We start from the raw sequence: 13,425 nt of genomic DNA on the forward strand, positions 1-13,425 counted from the left end.
AGGTTCACAATGAATAAGCGAACGCTTGGGGAGAAGATTTTTGATAGTTGCAATATCCTCTTCTTGCTCTTGTTATCCTTTAGTACGGTTTACCCGCTCATCCATGTTGCTTTTGCTTCTTTCAGTGATGGAAGTATGCTGATGACGCATTTCGGTTTTCTGTTCTACCCGCTTAATCCTACCCTAGACGGGTATATTGCCGTTTTCAAGAACACATTCGTCCTGACAGGGTACCGGAATACGTTGTTTATTATCGTGGTTGGCGTATCGCTTAACCTGTTCATGACCGCCATCACCGCGTATGCCTTGACGCGTGACGGGATGATGCTGAAAAAGCCGATTCTGCTGTTTATTATTTTCACCATGTATTTTAGCGGCGGCCTCATTCCGGGGTATTTGAACATCAAGTCGCTCGGGTTGATCGATAATCTGTTTGTGCTTATTATTCCGGCAGCTATGAGCGCGTTCAACTTTCTGATTCTAAAGACGTTCTTTGAGAGTATTCCTTCCAGTCTGGAAGAATCGGCACGGATTGACGGGGCGAACGAACTGGTTATCCTGTTCCGCATCATTATTCCTTTGTCACTTCCGGCTATGGCCGTGATTGCGCTGTATTATGGGGTCGCTCATTGGAATTCTTATTTCAGCGCGATGCTTTACATTCGGACGAAGAGCCTGTATCCTCTACAGCTTGTCCTTCGCGAATTATTATTAACGAGCGAATCGAACACGATGGCAACCGGAGATACCGGTGCAGCTAACAATTTGTTTGAGACCTTAAAGTATGCACTCATTATGGTCGCAACGGTTCCGATTCTCGTTGTTTATCCATTTTTGCAGCGATATTTTGTGAAGGGCGCCTTGATTGGTGCGGTGAAAGGATGAGTCAATTGCTACAGCTTCACAAGTCTTACATTCAGCATACATGGAGCAAGATCGAGAGTAAGCTTACTGTGACTTCCAGACGGATCCAGGATGGAATGCCGTTCAAGACAATCGAAGGAGTATACGACGATTGGCAAGACTCTATGGATTGGTGGACGAACACATTCTGGGCCGGTATTCTATGGCACATGTACCGGGAGACGAAGGAAGAGATTTATCTAACGTACGCCCGAAGCATTGAAGAGAAAATGGATCAGGTGCTGCACACCTACGATAAGCTGCACCATGATGTCGGCTTCATGTGGCTATTGTCAAGTGTCATGAATCATGAGCTGACCGGTGACGAGCAAGCCAGACAGCGCGGACTGCTCGCAGCGAACGTGCTGTCCGCCAGAGCCAATATCGCAGGAGGCTATATTCGCGCCTGGAACGGGGATAACAAGGCAGGGTGGGCGATCATCGACTGCATGATGAATATACCGCTGTTGTTCTGGGCCAGCGAGAAGAGCAAGGATGCCCGCTTCACGCATATCGGGACGATGCATGCGGATAAAGTTATGCGTGACTTCGTTCGTCCGGACGGCTCGGTGCATCACATCGTTATCTATGACGAGACGAATGGCGAAGTGTTGGAAACACCCCGGGGTCAAGGCTATGAAGTCGGGTCGTCCTGGTCCCGCGGTCAGAGCTGGGCGCTCTATGGATTCGCCCAGTCTTATCATTGGACAGGGAAGCAGGAATATCTGGATACGGCCAAGCGGATTGCCCATTATGTCATGACCTGCTTGCCGCTGCATGGCTACGTTCCGCCCTGCGATTATCGTCAGCCAGCCGACTCCGACCTGCTCGACAGCAGTGCAGGAGCGATTACGGCTTGCGGTCTGATTGAGATTGCAAAGGCCGTTCCGCCGGCGGAGAAGCGTGTATATCTAGAATCGGCAATATCCATTCTACGTAATCTCGATGAGAAGTGCGCGATCTGGGACCATTCGAATGAAGGCTTGTTGGACTATGGTACAGGCGCCTTCCACAAGGGCATCTATACAAGAGCGGAAGTGTCTAACGGTCCGATGATCTATGGCGATTATTACTTCGTTGAGGCGATTTGCAAGTTAAAGACGCTGATGGACGAAGCTTAGGGTTGAAGGGGATTGAATAATATCAACTCCCCCTTTTTCATAAGAGGAGGTGGTGAGGGCAAGCGGTTAGGTACGGTTTGGCCAAAATGATATAACAGGAGGCAACAAATGTACATCGCTTACAATGGAAATGAAGTTAAAAAACGGATAAGTTCGTTACTTGCAGTAACACTAACCACATTCGGACTTCTCGTAGGTCCGGCAACGTCGAATGCAGCGGCCGTCACGATGGTATCGGACAATTTCAACGCGCAGTCCGTAGGAACGACACCGGATACGACCAAGTGGAAGTATACGTCCACAGTGAGTGCCGCAGGTGTAGGCACGACTTCCGCAACCGTCGCTGAAGAGTCAAGCGGAGGCAACAAGGTTCTTGAATTTAACTCCACGTTAACAGCGGGAAGTTCTCGCAGCGTCAATTCGACGATCGCGTTCCCCGTGACGGGTAGTCGCAACGATGCCTTGATCGATTTGAGAGTGCGATATAATTTTAAGGATTGGGCAAAGGTTACGGGAACTCCGGTATTTCAAGCCTATTCCGGATCGAAGAGACTCGATTCCTCGAATGTCGCTTGGCAGGATGTGCTGAAATTTTACAGCGATTCCGCAGGTAAGGGCTCCCTTAAGTTCGAATACGATAAGACGAATCCTATTACAGTTGTGTCCGACGTTGTCAAGGGACAATGGTATGACGTCCAAATCCTTGCCCGTGCAGCGGACAATAACGGCTCCAAGATGACGACCGCGGATCTTTACATAAACGGAAGTCATGCAGCAACGTCAACGATTCCTTCATCCTCCATATATGGCTTCACGGCTTATCAGATTACTGACACGATTAATCAAACTCAAACGAATTCCTCCGCAGGCAGCTTGAAGTTCTGGGTTGATGATGTTGCATTCGTGCAGAATCCAGATGCCGTGAATCCCGACAGCGGGATCGACCTAGCGGCGGCTGTTCCCGGCGATGTCGACTTGACGCAGCCGATGGCGATTAAGTTCACGAGAGCGATGGATGCCAAGACACTGACTACCGCTGGGAATGTCAAGGTCAACGATCAAACCGACCTTGTTAAGTCGGTTGCTCTGGATGCGAATGACTCAAGCAAGGCGCTTGTTACCTTCAACCTCGCACCTGGTCTTCCTGCTGATTATACGTTATCCTTCACGGGGATCAAGGATTTCTACGGTAACACGATGCCATCGCGCACGCTACCCTTCCATACGAAGAAGCAGCAGGGCTTCTTTACTGGAGATTTCTACTTCTACAAGAACGATCGGACGCTGTACGAACTGGAGACGGGATCCATCCTGGCTAGAACGAATGTCCAGAACTTTACGGACGAGTCGCGACCCGTCAAGCTTGTCGTATCGAAATATAATGGGACAACTTTAGAGGGAAATGAGCAAACGACCGTCACGCTAGCACCGCAATCGGTACAAAATGTGGATCTGCCATTTACAATCTCCGATATTTCGGGTGATCGGTATATAGAAGTGGCGTTGATCGATGCGCGAGATGATGTGACGAACCTAAAGAATAAGGTGAAATTGGATCGATATTCGGCATATTGGCACTCGGAAGACTACGACTTCTACCTTCTGTCTACCACCGATCGAACGCAGTTGAAGACACCGACAGGAAAATTTGAAGCAACGCCGACAGACGATCTTGGGATTTACGAGCGTCCGAATAGCTTCCAGATCGTTAATACGGTGCGCTCTCATAACAAAGGGGCCCACCCGCGAATTGTGGCGACTGCCGATACCTTCGCTACGATCAAGGCAAATCTGTCTACGGACAAATACTTGAAAACGGGGCACACCGGCACGATGCAGGCGGCAGATGCCTTACTTAACTCCCCCGTTATTCCATTTGCGATGAGCGGCAATGTGATCGTATCTCAAAGGAATCTGGTAGACGATTATAAAATCCCAGACTATATCATGAAGCTCGGCTACGCATACCAGATGACGGGTGATAAGCAATACGCCGATCGTGCATGGAAAGAGATGGAGAACGTTATCAACTTCCCGCACTGGGGTAACAAGGAACAAGGGCAATTCCTTGGCACTGGTCAAGTTTTATTCGGAATGGCGATCGGCTACGATTGGTTCTTCGATTATTTATCGGCCGATCAGAAGAAGCTGGTTCGCAACGCCATCATCGAGAAGGGGATTAAACCTGGTATGCTGCTCTTCTCACTTAACAACCCGGGTGGTTATTCGCCAGGAACGGCCTCGTTATGGCAGTCCATTAAATCTAACTGGAATCAGGTTGGAAACGGTGGCCTTGTCACGGCATCGCTTGCTATTCTGGATGAAGAGCCCGATCTGGCTGGTCGCATGTTAGAGAATTCCATCCGCTCCCTGGAATGGGCAAGTTCTATCTATGCACCGGACGGTGCGTATGAAGAAGGGGTCGGCTACTGGTCGTATGGCACCGGGTTTATGATCAATGCGTTCTCTTCCTTAGAGAATGCGGCTGGTACGATCTTCGGTCTCGACAAGGCGCCAGGTCTTCAAGAGACGCCGTTGTACCTCGTCTATTTACGCGGTCCGGGCGGTGCATTTAACTATGGTGATGCAGGTGAAGATTCAAGGTCAGCTCCGTTAGATGCCGAGATGCACTGGTTCGCTGCCCATTACAACAGTCAGAATATATTTTCCGCCAGAATGTATTCTGCTCAGCAACAAGCAACGGCTACCCTCAAGGACATTCTGTATTATCGCCCGGGCAAGTTTCAGGTTGACTTCAACTTCCCGTTGGACGCTTACTATGAAGGTCATGACAATGTAGTGGGTACGTCTACTTTCCGAAGCTCGTGGACCGATGCGGATGCAACGTACTTCGGCATGCACGCCGGCACGAACAATTTATCCGGTCATCAGCAATATGACACGGGTCAATTTATACTCGATGCGCTCGGTCAACGATGGGCGATTGACGTCGGGGATGGCCGTAATGACGGTTCAGGCTATTTCTCTGCAGCTGGCAACTACTTTTATCGCAAACGGACGGAAGCGCATAACACCATTCTGATGAACCCGAATAATTCGGCTGGTCAGGACTTGTACGACTCCGCGAAGCTTGTCAAATATGAATCGAAGCCGAAGGGTGGCATGATGATTACGGACATGACTACACTGTATGATTCGTCCATCACCTCCTCAGGCTCCGGCAATCTGCCGAATGTCGGCACATCGGTTGTTCGTGGCATCATGTATGATCGTGTCAATAACCTCTCGACCGTGCAGGATGAGATCAAGACGAGCGCACCATCCACTTTGTATTGGTTTATGCATACGAGAGCTACTATGCAGATCGCTGAAGATGGTCGATCGGCAATTCTGACACAAGGCGGAAGACAATTGCAGGCGATAATTAGCGGGGGAGATGGAGCGACTTTCTCCATTATGGACCCGGTCATGTTCCCTTTAACAAATCCGCCCTATTCGGCAGTCAATATGCCTACGGATCCTAAAATGAAGAAGCTGACGATCAAATTTACAAATGTAACAGATGTGAACGTAGCGGTTACATTCAAGCCGCTGCCGGCTGGCGAGCAGCCGCTGACGCAAGCACCAGTACTGAAGAAGCTGAGTGACTGGTCGATCCCGGACGGCGAGATCAAGAAACTTACGCTTGATTCTTTGACGTTGGATGGACAGCCGGTCAAAAATTTTACCAACGAAGGCAAGTACTATGATGTCATTCTGAACCCTAATGCGGAGACGGCGCCGGTCGTAGCGGCAAGCTCTCAGCTCAAGCTCACCATCACGCAGAGTTCAGGCGTACCGGGTAAGGCAATTATTAATCTAATCGATTCAGAGACGCCGAGCAGGACGGCGACTGTAACGATTAATTTTCGTAAATTTAAAAAATTCGAAGGTTATTTGGATTTCTACGGCGTTGATGTCAGTTTGATTGAACAAGCGACGGCCCTGCCGGAATACAGCATTGACGGAGATATCAACACAAGCTGGGCGGCCCAGGGTGACCAATGGATATCGTTCGACCTTGGCAGTGTGAAAAGGGTGGCTGGAGTCGCGGTAGCCTGGGGGAGCGGCAACGTTCGTTCGGCCAAGTTCGACCTAGAAACTTCAGAGGATGGCCTGACCTGGAAGAAGGTGTACAGCGGCTACAGCAGCGGTACGACCCTTGATTTGGAGCTGTATTCATTCCCAACTGAGTCTGCGCAATTCGTTCGGATTTATGGTCACGGTAACACAGCTAGCGCATGGAATAACGTAAGGGAAGTGCGCATTGTGGAAGGCGACGTTCAAGCGCCTGTTACAGTCGCGACGATCAACCCCGCTGAACCGGATGGACAGAATGGGTGGTATCGTGGGCCTGTACTCCTCGAATTGAGCGCATCTGACTCAGCGTCCGGAGTGTCTTATACGGAGTATACGTTGGACGGCAATGTTACCTTTTCGCCGTACACTGGCACGGTTGTTATCGGTCAGGATGGGAAGACGACCGTAGGTTACCGTTCTATAGACACTGCTGGCAACCAAGAGGCGACTCGCTCTGTGAGTGTGTTGATTGATTCGACCGCGCCAAGCACCATGGCGACTGTAACATCCACGCAAGGCGAGCGGAACGGGTGGTATGCATATCCGGTTACGATAACGCTAAGCGCAGCCGATAACCTGAGTGGCGTTACCCAAACGTTGTATAGTCAGGATGGTGGATCGCATTGGAACGTCTACACAGGGGCATTCCAGGTTAGTCAGGATGGCTCATACACGATTCAATACCGCTCCAAGGATGCGGCAGGCAATGAAGAGTCGAGCAAGACTATTATCTTTGATCTAGATGCAACCGCGCCTGTTATTGCAATCGGTATGCCGACTGAAGGCGGACGCTACCGTGATTCCGAGAACCTGGTGATTCAATTCGACGTCACAGAGTCAGGCGGCTCAGGAGTGGATATAGGAACAACCACGGCACAGCTTGATGGAAGTAATGTTCAGAACGCTCAAGCAATCGATTTGACTACCTTGTCGCTCGGCCGCCACACCCTAGTGGTTACCACGAGCGATCAGGCTGGTAATGAGAATACGGTAATCATCTCATTCTTGGTGTACGCGGATCGCGATTCGCTCAATGAATTAGTCAATCGCTTGTTAATTTCGGGTGCTATCGATAGCAAAGGCATAGCAAACAGCTTGCTTGCTAAGATCAAGGCAGGCAATTTCAACGATCTAATTGCTGAAGTACAGTCACAGTCAGGTAAGCACATCAACGCAAATGCAGCTGCACTGCTGATTCGCGATGCCCAATACGTTCTGAGTCAGTAAGAAGTTAAACCAACACCGCCCCCCTAAATCGGTTAACGCGGTGTTGGTTTAACTTAACTATATTACAATTACAAAATAAAATAGAAAAACTCACATTCTTATCATGCTATGCTCTTGTCAGAGAAAAGGCTAATTCAATAATTGTATCTAGGAGGCGCGGGGATGTCGCAAAATACTCAATTCTACATAACAGAGGACATGATCTAACCGTTTTATCGTAAGGGATAGTTCAATGCCCGTGGTTTTATTACGAAGAAAACGGTAGTCGCTATATGAACGAAACCTGCAACTCCTAGCACGGAGTCACTAGATTTGAGATTATGAATTGAGCCTGTCATGTGCTCTTCTTTACAGGCGGACTGCTTTCATACTGGAAACCTGGTCCGGCTGATCATACCGGACCCATCGTTACGGCGAGTAACGGGGAGCAAGGGCGGTGGCGCCGGGGGGCACTCTGAGATACGTGGATATTCACGAGGTGATTGATACGACCAGAGAGTTCGATATAACGCAGACGCTCTAGGATATGTCATGAATACGTTAGCTTGGAGACAGAACAGGTTTACGCTTATGAACCAGAACGTGGCAATTTTGGGCTCGTAACAAAAAACGCTAATCCATTGGGATTGGCGTTTTTTTGAGGAGAGACTGCAATGCGGGTGAATGGATTAGTAAAGAGTTGGAGTAGGAGAACAATCGAAGGAAGCAATATCACCTAATGCAATTGTATAATTGTTCCATCTGCCACCGAAAAACCTGTACCCATAGGCTGTTGATTCTCCAACAGTCGTCAAATAAAACCAGAAATCATCCCCGTTTCTAAGTCGCATATACGTCATTCGATATAAACAATTTTGAAGACCGACCGGAATTGGAGGGGGAGTAGCTATAAATCCCATTATTAAGGTTCACTCCTTAACGAAATTAGATGTATACCTACTTTATGCTAAGGGTGTAAGCTTGGGTTGGATGTATGCCTATGGTGGTAAAGATGTAGACCTCTTGCAAGTCCACATGTTTATATAAGAAGCGAGAAAAACAGGACTGATGAACCAACCCTTGTGAAGCCACTGCGTTGAGTGACCTGCCAGAATCAAATGATGTCCAAACTATGGAATTACCTATTTTGATTTTTCCAATAATTACGGCACTCCGGCAGGCAGTGCCGTAATTATTGGGGCTCATCCGAATTGGTTAAAATGTTTTTGACGATATTCTGTTGGTGTGCAGCCGTGAGTTTCCTTAAATTTTTTGGTGAAGTAAAAGGGCAGCATGCCCACCATGGACGCAACCGAAGCGATGCTTAGTTGGACTTGCTTAACGAGCAGCTCTGCCGACGTCGTCATCCTAATATGCAACAGATATGCTTGTGGTGTCATACCATAGGACCTGCGGAAGTACCGAATGAGATTCTTATGGCTGCAGCCTAGCTGATGGGCCAGATCCTCAATGGATACGGTATGATTCATGTGGTCATTCAGAAATTTGGTAGCCGACAGCACTAGGAGCTCCCGATCATCTGCAGGCTTCCGATGGCTAACTGTTGAGGTTGTGTTAGATACTGCTGATTGTTTCTTAAGCTCTAGCAAGTAGGAAAACAGCAGCTCCGAGGACTCCCAGACATCAAAACAGGACCCAGACTTCTCCCATATGGCTTGTATGATAAGGGCTATTCGGTCGATATTGTGCAGATGTACAATCTGTGGAGTATCCCGGTAGCCCCATTCTTTTAATACCTGTGAGGAGCTGGAATGGGCACAGGTTACATAGCCTACCCTCCAAATTTCCTTCTCCGAGGGGACATATTCATGCGGCACGCCTGCAGGAATATAGAGTAGATCTCCCGTGGTAACTGGCAGTAAGTGCTCCTTCTCCAACAGACGAAAATGACCAGACCCCCCGAAGGTGATGATGAATTGTGAGGCGGAGAAGCCTTGTGCACGAGTACGGGAGTGCTGTTCCTCGGAGCCGACGGTATACACCTGGATGGGAATTTCATTGTATTTTGGGTTGAACATGTTCGTTCGTAAGGATAGCATCTCCATGATTTGACCTCATAATTTGTCCATTTTGTTATAGTGAATGTCCATTTATCCGCTGTTCCCTAAGTATAGCATAAGTATAATTAAGGATAGTAAGCACTTTGTACAACATCTTGACAGGAACCAGGAAGTCCGATGCAAGCAAACCAAGCGAATTAGAAGCAATTTCTTCTGAAGAAAGGGTGTAAAGAAGATGACTACAAGACCAGTGTATGGGGAGTATGATGCTGTCGTATCCGGCGGAGGCTTGGCAGGGCTTGCTTGTGCCTTAAAGCTGGCACAGCAGGGCAAGCGTGTAGGGCTCGTGGAACGGAGGAGCGTGCTGGGCTGGGAGGTTGTGCGCGCCAGAAGGGTTATTGCGGATCTGACAAGGCTAGGGGCTGCCGAACCACGGCTTGCACTGCTGCTGGATGTTATGAAGGAGAGACCCCTCTGGGAGGGCAATACCATCTATGCTCCTTATGCGGAGCTGCTGTTCGATAGATGGGCTGCAGAGGCAGGAGTAGATTTGCTGCTGCACGGCTGGTCGGTGGGGCTAATGGAACAGGATGGATTAGTAGAGGGACTGATCGCGGGAACACGGGAAGGATATCAGGAGCTCCGAGCCGAGGTTGTGATCGAGACGGGTGATGCGGCCAGGCTCGTGCAAGGTCAACCTGAACTGCTGGAGGTTGCGTTATCCGGGGTCAGGAGAGCTGTTCTGGTGACGGGAGGAGAGACACAGGACGGCCCCGGAGAGGTGCTTCTTCCCAGCGGCAGAAGGGCGGAGCTTCGCTTACTCATAGAAGGACGCGGGCTACTGGATATTGATCTGCAGGAAAAGACTGTGGCGAACAGAGACTTGGAATATCATGGAGCAGTAATTGAGGCTCTGACCTATCTCCGTTCCTCCGTTCCAGGCTGTGAGAACCTGAAGTCCATGTTCATGGCCGAAGAAGAGTGGAAGCAGCCTAACGTTCTGCTAAGTACCCCTACTGGAGGCAGCACGGTAGGATATTTGTTGACAGAGGGCAGTGAGGGCTTGAAGTCAGTAGCTATTAACACGCAAGCGTTAACTGCTCAAGGTATGCGTGGGTTGTACATGGGAGGCGCCTGGCTCTCCCTGTTCCAAGAGGCATCGACAACAGAGGAGCTTCAGGTGTGGAATCGTTGGTTGATAGGAGAAGCAGCGGCCGGAGCCATACAGCAAGCAAGCATAGTGCAGGCATCTCAATCCGAGGTGGTGAACTAGATGGGGAAGCAACTTATTCATACGGATGTGCTAGTCGTTGGGGGCGGAACCTCCGGCATCGCGGCAGCCTTCGCAGCTGCCGATCTAGGAGTCCATGTGATCCTTGTAGAGAGTGGAGATAATCTGGGTGGCATAGGACCTCAAGGCAGTATTCACTCTTACTGCTGGGGCGTGAACACAGGCTCCGTTGCGAAGATGGACCAAGGCATTCAACGGTTTACGAAGCTACTGGGCAGCAAGGCGGTTGGTTTTCATCCAGAAGCGAAGAAGCTGATGCTGCATCAGGAGCTGATACAGCGCAGCATCCAAGTGATTTATCAGGCCATGTCTGTTAGTACGCTGGTAGAGAACGGTAGCTTAAGCAGCGTGACGATTGAAACTCCAGAGAGGACGATTGAGATTGGGGCCATGGTCACGATAGACTGTACAGCCAACGGTGATCTTAGCGCCATGGCTGGGGCGCCCTATACAGAGGGAAGACCATGGGACGGGGTTATGCATGCGTATTCTCTGCCTCCGCGAATCTGGAAGGAAGCGGAACAGCGGCTGGACTTCCGCAATTTCGATGCGGGATGGCTCGATTCCGGCAATGCTCGGGACTACACGGCGGCCTTCCTAGAAGGGCGTTATCGACTCTGGGAATCTCGGTTCCTCGAGCAGAACGAGGTGCTTGCGATTTCCTCGCATCTCGGCGTGAGGGAAGGCAAGCTCATCCAAGGGGAGTACGTCCTGCAGCCAGAGGATCTGATTATGAATCGTCACTTCGACGACGTGGTGATGCAATGTCTGGCTCACTTCGATAATCACGCCTTCGATATTGCCAACGAGAGCGATTTCTCTCAGGTCTGGAATTCGATATTGAGCGCGTGGGATCAGAAGATTGGTGGAGAGGTACCATACCGTTGCTTCGTACCTCTAGAGGTAGATGGCTTGCTTATCGGTTGCCGGGCGCTGTCTATGACGCACGATGTCCACACGTTATTCCGTATGCAACGGGATATACAGACTGCGGGCGAGGTAGCAGGAACGGCGGCGGGGCTCAGCGTGAAGCTCGACGTACAGCCAAGGCAGCTTGACGTACGAGTATTGCAGGGGCAGCTGATAGCCAGAGACGTCATCCGGGATGAGGATCTCCAGCGCGAGAGCAAGCCGTGGGTCACCCTGAACGGAGACTCAAGAAGCAGCCGCAAGTGGACGCAAGAGCAGGCTGAGAAGCCAGAGACTTGGCCGGTGTTATTGGATGCGCTGGGCACCGATGAAGAGGGGAAGGCGCTCTTCTGGTTCAGTCGTGTCGGAGAAGCGGTGATTCCCTTCCTGCTGAACGCGCTTCAGGGAACGGAAGGTAAACGCAGAAGAGGAGTGGCCTTGGCACTTGCCTTGTTGGGGAATGTTGCGGGGGCAGGAGTACTTATCGAATCTGTGGGTAAAATGGATCAGGATCGTATCGCAGGCTGGCCAGACCGTAATCCCCCGCGTTGGATTGCGAGTCTTGTCTCCCTGCAACGGCTGAAGCACCCCGGTGCCATCGAGATTCTCGTCGATAATATGGCGGAGGGATACTTGTCCGACACCGGATATCGTCCCTTCATGGTACAACTCCATGTCCTGCACTACCTGATAACGGTCAGCGAACATATTCAAGGCCAGACGCGGACCTGGCTCATCCGCAATCTGAAGCAGCTGCTCACACAAGATAAGCTTGGCGCGGAGTGGCCGCGTAAGGTAGACGGAGGACCGTCGATCAGATGGAGTCTGGATCTGAACATCGCTTACCTGCTTGCGAAGCTTGATGATCCGGAAGGTGAGCGAATCTTGGAGCAATACCTTCGGGATGAACGGATGTTTGCTAGGAAGGCTGCTATGAGGATTCGATCTCAATTCCAAGCAGACAGCGTTGAGGCGGTATAAGAACCTGTCCGTAGCTGTAGGAACACAGTATTCTCATAAGCTGAGCCAAGGGATGGTGCAATCATCAATGCAGTCTAAGGATTATGAAGTTATTATTTACGGCGGGACTCCCGGCGGCATTGGAGCCGCCATCGCTGCGGCGAGGCAGGACAGAAGGACGCTATTGCTGGAGCCCTCCTCCCATATAGGGGGACTGATGACCAGCGGCTTGGGACGAAAATTTACCAAATTCCCTACGGGGTGATTGTGCCCCAACAGGTGGAGGGGCTTCTGGTTCCTGTGGCTGTATCCGCGACTCATATGGGCTTTGGCACCATTCGGATGGAGCCCTGCTGGATGCAGCTTGGCTATGCGGCTGGTGTTGCGGCAGATCTCAGCTTGAAGCAGTCGGTTCCCATCCGGTCCGTCTCTATTGATCAACTTCAGGATGAGTTGCTGAGGCAGGGTCAGCTCATCACATACTTCCGTGATCTTGCGCCTACGAGTCCGGTGGGCAAGGCATGTCAATACTTCGGGACCAAGGGCTTCTTTCCCACATATGATGCGTGCGCTGAGGAGGCTGTTACCCTGAACGAAGCGTCAAGGTGGATCGTACAAGCTCGGTCACTTGAGGGAGGGCGGCGATTGCCTGTGCTTCCTGCAACCGATCGGCTGCTGCCTGCGGGGGTAGACATGGGACCGAGGCTGCCGGCAGTCGAGCTGCATCCTAGAGAGTACTGGGAAGAGGTCAGTTCTCTTCCGAGGAACATGCTGGAATCATGGATCTCGCTAGCGGCAAGGACACTTGGAGTGAAGAAGCCCCAGCTAGAAGCCAAGGAGCAGGAACCTGTGACCAAGGGTTATCTGCTGTATGTCCTCTATGCGCTGCTCGAGCAAAGCCGACAAAAGCAATGAAATAGAAAGAACCTGCTTT

General features: G+C 50.6%; 8 protein-coding genes. 7 read left to right on the forward strand and 1 reads right to left on the reverse strand.

Annotated elements, in window-relative coordinates; translation table 11 throughout:
- Positions 1–9: 9 nt before the first annotated feature.
- From ACFO9Q_RS07380 to ACFO9Q_RS07390, 3 genes are all read left to right on the forward strand, one after another.
- Positions 10–885: a carbohydrate ABC transporter permease gene (locus tag ACFO9Q_RS07380; RefSeq protein WP_379180260.1), complete on the forward strand. Its 876-nt coding sequence runs from the start codon at positions 10–12 to the stop codon at positions 883–885.
- Positions 882–2,024 carry a glycoside hydrolase family 88 protein gene (locus ACFO9Q_RS07385; protein ID WP_379180262.1) on the forward strand — a complete coding sequence of 381 codons (1,143 nt, stop codon included), beginning with the start codon at positions 882–884 and terminating at the stop codon, positions 2,022–2,024. The genes ACFO9Q_RS07380 and ACFO9Q_RS07385 overlap by 4 nt, the downstream gene beginning before the upstream one ends.
- Before the next feature lie 108 nt (positions 2,025–2,132).
- Complete coding sequence (locus ACFO9Q_RS07390) at positions 2,133–7,331, forward strand: OmpL47-type beta-barrel domain-containing protein (protein WP_379180265.1); 5,199 nt, start codon at positions 2,133–2,135, stop codon at positions 7,329–7,331.
- 1,181 nt (positions 7,332–8,512) lie between these two features.
- Here the strand turns inward: ACFO9Q_RS07390 and ACFO9Q_RS07395 are convergent.
- Complete coding sequence (locus tag ACFO9Q_RS07395; RefSeq protein ID WP_379180267.1) at positions 8,513–9,376, reverse strand: helix-turn-helix transcriptional regulator; 864 nt, start codon at positions 9,374–9,376, stop codon at positions 8,513–8,515.
- 190 nt (positions 9,377–9,566) lie between these two features.
- Here ACFO9Q_RS07395 and ACFO9Q_RS07400 point away from each other — a divergent pair, with 190 nt between their 5' ends.
- The 4 genes from ACFO9Q_RS07400 to ACFO9Q_RS07415 all read left to right on the forward strand — a co-directional run bounded on the left by ACFO9Q_RS07400 (position 9,567) and on the right by ACFO9Q_RS07415 (position 13,406).
- Positions 9,567–10,604, forward strand: a complete 1,038-nt coding sequence (locus tag ACFO9Q_RS07400; RefSeq protein WP_379180269.1) for an FAD-dependent oxidoreductase — start codon at positions 9,567–9,569, stop codon at positions 10,602–10,604.
- Entirely contained in the window at positions 10,605–12,512 is a 1,908-nt protein-coding gene (locus ACFO9Q_RS07405) for an FAD-dependent oxidoreductase (RefSeq protein ID WP_379180271.1), read from the forward strand.
- A gap of 67 nt (positions 12,513–12,579) precedes the next feature.
- Positions 12,580–12,756 (forward strand): FAD-dependent oxidoreductase, encoded by a 177-nt coding sequence (locus ACFO9Q_RS07410; protein ID WP_379180273.1) that lies wholly within the window; start codon positions 12,580–12,582, stop codon positions 12,754–12,756.
- Positions 12,732–13,406, forward strand: coding sequence for an FAD-dependent oxidoreductase (locus ACFO9Q_RS07415; RefSeq protein WP_379180625.1), 675 nt, complete (start codon positions 12,732–12,734; stop codon positions 13,404–13,406). The genes ACFO9Q_RS07410 and ACFO9Q_RS07415 overlap by 25 nt, the downstream gene beginning before the upstream one ends.
- Positions 13,407–13,425 lie beyond the last annotated feature (19 nt).

The sequence above is a fragment of the Paenibacillus sp. GCM10023252 genome (assembly GCF_042653305.1).
Lineage (GTDB): Bacteria > Bacillota > Bacilli > Paenibacillales > Paenibacillaceae > Pristimantibacillus.

Excerpts from the sequence above, each read along its gene's own strand:
- ACFO9Q_RS07395 (WP_379180267.1), bottom strand. The coding sequence starts at position 9,376 with ATGGAGATGCTATCCTTACGAACGAACATGTTCAACCCAAAATACAAT.
- ACFO9Q_RS07390 (WP_379180265.1), top strand. The coding sequence starts at position 2,133 with ATGTACATCGCTTACAATGGAAATGAAGTTAAAAAACGGATAAGTTCG.
- ACFO9Q_RS07410 (WP_379180273.1), top strand. The coding sequence starts at position 12,580 with ATGCAGTCTAAGGATTATGAAGTTATTATTTACGGCGGGACTCCCGGC.
- ACFO9Q_RS07400 (WP_379180269.1), top strand. The coding sequence starts at position 9,567 with ATGACTACAAGACCAGTGTATGGGGAGTATGATGCTGTCGTATCCGGC.
- ACFO9Q_RS07380 (WP_379180260.1), top strand. The coding sequence starts at position 10 with ATGAATAAGCGAACGCTTGGGGAGAAGATTTTTGATAGTTGCAATATC.
- ACFO9Q_RS07405 (WP_379180271.1), top strand. The coding sequence starts at position 10,605 with ATGGGGAAGCAACTTATTCATACGGATGTGCTAGTCGTTGGGGGCGGA.
- ACFO9Q_RS07385 (WP_379180262.1), top strand. The coding sequence starts at position 882 with ATGAGTCAATTGCTACAGCTTCACAAGTCTTACATTCAGCATACATGG.